This is a genomic window from Mycetohabitans sp. B2 (assembly GCF_021733735.1).
Taxonomy (GTDB): Bacteria; Pseudomonadota; Gammaproteobacteria; order Burkholderiales; family Burkholderiaceae; genus Mycetohabitans; species Mycetohabitans rhizoxinica.
In genome coordinates this window covers 1-2,102 of sequence record NZ_JAHKSP010000033.1, presented here as the reverse complement: position 1 = coordinate 2,102, position 2,102 = coordinate 1, and the positions used below count along the sequence as shown (strand labels likewise).

General features: G+C 57.0%; 5 protein-coding genes and 1 pseudogene. 1 reads left to right on the top strand and 5 read right to left on the bottom strand.

Annotated elements, in window-relative coordinates; translation table 11 throughout:
* On the top strand, positions 1 to 204 hold a 204-nt coding region (locus KPG66_RS07145), incomplete at its 5' end, for a hypothetical protein (RefSeq protein ID WP_237070394.1).
* Between the two features lie 357 nt (positions 205 to 561).
* Here KPG66_RS07145 and KPG66_RS07140 read toward each other — a convergent pair.
* The 5 genes and pseudogenes from KPG66_RS07140 to KPG66_RS07120 all read right to left on the bottom strand — a co-directional run.
* Positions 562 to 741: pseudogene (locus KPG66_RS07140) on the bottom strand (IS3 family transposase); the annotation flags it as partial.
* A gap of 60 nt (positions 742 to 801) precedes the next feature.
* Positions 802 to 966, bottom strand: a complete 165-nt coding sequence (locus KPG66_RS07135) for a hypothetical protein (protein WP_237070393.1) — start codon at positions 964 to 966, stop codon at positions 802 to 804.
* Between the two features lie 2 nt (positions 967 to 968).
* Positions 969 to 1,235: a transposase gene (locus KPG66_RS07130; protein WP_237070395.1), complete on the bottom strand. Its 267-nt coding sequence runs from the start codon at positions 1,233 to 1,235 to the stop codon at positions 969 to 971.
* A 295-nt stretch (positions 1,236 to 1,530) separates the two neighbouring features.
* Positions 1,531 to 1,701 (bottom strand): zinc ribbon-containing protein, encoded by a 171-nt coding sequence (locus tag KPG66_RS07125; protein WP_237070392.1) that lies wholly within the window; start codon positions 1,699 to 1,701, stop codon positions 1,531 to 1,533.
* Between the two features lie 37 nt (positions 1,702 to 1,738).
* Positions 1,739 to 1,939 (bottom strand): hypothetical protein, encoded by a 201-nt coding sequence (locus KPG66_RS07120; protein WP_237070391.1) that lies wholly within the window; start codon positions 1,937 to 1,939, stop codon positions 1,739 to 1,741.
* Between the last annotated feature and the right edge of the window lie 163 nt (positions 1,940 to 2,102).

Here is a 2,102-nt window from a genome sequence, read left to right as displayed (position 1 = left end):
CATGTCGTAGCGTGGGCTCGACACGCAGTGCTGGGAGTGTCGCTGTCTTCATCATGGCGCCTTCATGTATTACATTTGCGATACATTTTAGCGCTATCTGGCTTGATCGGCAACGCTTTGTTTTACCGTATCGTCTTATTGCGGCACAACCTCGCCGCTTACTCCATCGGTAATCTCCCCGTTTTCCACGGGGTTCAAAAGTAGAAACTATGCGGCCATGGCCAGCCGCTGCTTTGGCGTCAATGCGCCCAGGCCTCCCGAACCGACCATGACCGCCACCCAAGCGCTTGCGGAGCTACCCGTAGCGCTCATACCGCTGCAGGCCAAGGCTTGGCTGGCTGACAGCCGTACTGACTTGGATGACAGCGTGCGTGATCCATGGGCGTAATCCTTGACAGTTGCATTTGGGTTGCATTGGCTGCAAAAACGCTTGATTCGCAAACCGTAATCAAGCTTGCTGGCGACGCCCCGTACTCATCTCGGTCATGTCGTTGGGTGAACTCGGAGTTGGTGTGCAGGCCTGTACGGTGAACTGCCCCCCACAGTTAGACGGTGTGGCAGCTATGCCTGCGCGAACTGAGCCCGGTACGCCACCGGGCTCATGCCTCCTAGTTTCAGCTTGATGCGATCGTGATTGTAGTAGTGAATGTAGTCCTTCAGTCCGGCGTGCAACTCATCGAGGTCTCGGAATTTGTTTAGATAATAAAACTCGGATTTCAGTGTGCCGAAGAAGCTTTCCAGCCACCTTCAGCAGCCCAGCGAGCCGATAGTGTTGCCTTAGCTCAAGCACGATGCGCGTTTTCACTGCGGCGCTGCCTGCTTCTTCGCTTGAACTAAGGCGCCGAGTTTTTTTAGGTAAGCGTTCTCCATGCGAAGGTGGTTCCACTCGTCCAGCAGGTCCTGGCGAGTGCGTACCTCGTCATCACGCAAATTAGCCTCAGGCTCGTTGATCAACTGCTTTGTCATTCTTATGTGGTACATCGACGAATACGGTTTCGAGTACCAAAAAGGGCAGCTGCCCGACGATAGGAGAGACCCTCGTCCCGCATTCGCTGCAATACCATCAACTTGAATTCTACGCTGTAATTACTTCTGCACTTCTGCTGTATCCCGTTGACGCCATGCACGCGGTAAAGCGAAGACCATCTGCGTAGCGATTTAACGTTCACGCCGTGACGTTGAGCCACGACCTTCAGTCCGTGATGGCCGGTGCAGTAGTCTTCGACGACTGCCAACTTGGCCTGCTCTGTATATTTGCCCAAGAAACACCCCGAAAGAATGTCCAACCTTCGGGGGTCGGCTCAAAAAATAGGTGGACACGATCCTCGCTTCATGACACGGCTGGTTCAACGTGACATTGCCGGGGGCTTACGTTACAGCGGGTACTGAGCAAGGTTGCTCCGTCCTTTACAGGTCTTGAACCAATGACACACGCTGTCTCGCTCTTATCCTGCTGCCAGCAACATGGGTGCAAAGAGCCTACGGCATGCACATCGCAGGCAGCACCACCCGGCGCGTCGGTCACAGCCGTCAGCTTGATCGCTTGTTGCCCGGCTCGTGCGTGCGCTCGCTATACGTTTCATTGCCGCAATGCGGGCATTTCGGAATCGGCTTGCCGGCCGGCACGTGCGTTGAGCGATGACACTTTGCGCAACGAAAGTCCCCCGTCTTCTGCGCCCTTTCTCCAGCGTGCGCTGTCATCTTCGCCCTCCTGTCAGCTCAGGCATGTGCACGCCGGTCAACGCGACACTTTTACCTTGACTTCAGCCGCCGCAAGCTGCAGCTTGCGGCCGTCCTGCCACGCGTCCGCGCCGTCAACCGGCTGCGGCTGCGCCAGATCGGCACGGCGCCGACGCAGCGCGTCGGTAGACACGTCAAACCGCGCGTCACGCGCCTGCACGCGCGCACGGTCAAGTTGCCCGTCATCTGTGAAACTCATCATCAGTTACGGAATGCCAAGCGGCAACGCGTGATCGCGATCGATCTACCACGTATGCCACGTCTTGCCATACGTGTTGACGAGTTGCCCCATCAGCGCGTACTCGTGGGACGATTGCATGCCGTTTGCCGCGCTACGCCACGCGATGGGCCGGCACAGCCAC